The 1,324-nt window shown below is 39.9% G+C and carries 1 protein-coding gene; it reads left to right on the top strand.

Annotated elements, in window-relative coordinates:
* The first annotated feature begins 100 nt into the window (after positions 1-100).
* The gene (locus NE257_RS11575) at positions 101-1,273 is read left to right on the top strand and encodes an IS256-like element IS1542 family transposase (RefSeq protein WP_007209349.1); all 1,173 of its coding nucleotides are present in this window, start codon (positions 101-103) and stop codon (positions 1,271-1,273) included.
* The last annotated feature ends 51 nt before the right edge of the window (positions 1,274-1,324 follow it).

Raw genomic sequence — 1,324 nt, 5'->3', positions numbered from 1 at the left:
GATAAAGTCCATATAATTGTGTAAAAGATAAAAGGCCATGTAACAGCCCTTTTACGGTACAATGTTTTTAACCACAAAAACATACCCAGGAGGACGTTACATGACCCAAGTACATTTTACACTGAACAACGAAGAGGTTCAAAGTATTATTGAACATTCGGTAAAAGATGAAGTTTCTAAAAATATTTTGACCACTGTTTTCAACCAATTGATGGAAAATCAACGAACAGAATATATTCAAGCCGATGACTATGAACGTTCAGAAAGTCGTCAGAGTCAAAGAAATGGCTATTATGAGCGAGACTTTACGACTCGTGTGGGCACACTCGAGTTAAAAGTGCCTAGAACACGTGATGGTGAATTTTCACCGACGGTGTTTGAGCGTTATCAGCGAAATGAAAAGGCACTGCTCGCTTCAATGCTTGAGATGTATGTTTCAGGCGTTTCGACACGTAAAGTTTCAAAGATTGTTGAAGAGCTATGTGGAAAATCGGTATCGAAATCTTTTGTTTCTAGCCTGACTGAGCAGTTAGACCCGATGGTCAACGAATGGCAGAACCGTTCACTCTCAGGTACGAGTTATCCTTATCTGATGACTGATGTTCTCTACATAAAAGTCCGTGAGGACCATCGAGTGCTTTCTAAAAGCTGCCATATTGCGATCGGGATAACAGAAGGTGGTGATCGTGAAATCATTGGCTTCATGATCCAAAATGAAGAAAGTGATGACACATGGTCCATCTTCTTTGAATACTTAAAAGAACGCGGTCTACAGGGGACAGAACTCATCATTTCTGATGCCCATAAAGGCCTAGTGTCTGCAATTCGTAAGTCATTTACCAACGCAAGTTGGCAGAGATGCCAGGTCCATTTTTTAAGAAACATCTTCAGTTCCATTCCAAAAAAGAATTCAAAACCGTTTAGAGAAGCAGTAAAAGCGATCTTTAAGTTTACGGATATTGAACTCGCTCGAACAGCTAAGAATGCCTTAGTCGGTGAATATATCGACCAGTCTAAATATACAAAAGCTTGCGAAACATTGGATAATGGCTTCGAAGATGCCTTTCAATACACGGTTATCGGAAATGGTCACAATCGGCTAAAAAGCACCAACCTTCTTGAACGACTGAACCAGGAAGTCCGCAGAAGAGAAAAGATTATTCGGATTTTTCCCAACCGAACGTCTGCCAATCGATTAATTGGAGCTGTCCTTATGGACCTTCATGACGAATGGCTCAGTTCTACAAGAAAATATATTAAGTTTGATCAATGAGAGACCAGTAAAACATTGTATAGTATTTTACACAGGATTATGGACTTGACT

Source organism: Enterococcus italicus (genome assembly GCF_023743875.1).
GTDB lineage: Bacteria > Bacillota > Bacilli > Lactobacillales > Enterococcaceae > Enterococcus_G > Enterococcus_G italicus.
The sequence above is the reverse complement of the archived record's forward strand: the minus strand, read 5'-3'. Positions and strand labels throughout refer to the sequence as shown.

Coding starts and splice junctions, on each gene's coding strand:
- NE257_RS11575 (WP_007209349.1), top strand. CDS start 101: ATGACCCAAGTACATTTTACACTGAACAACGAAGAGGTTCAAAGTATT.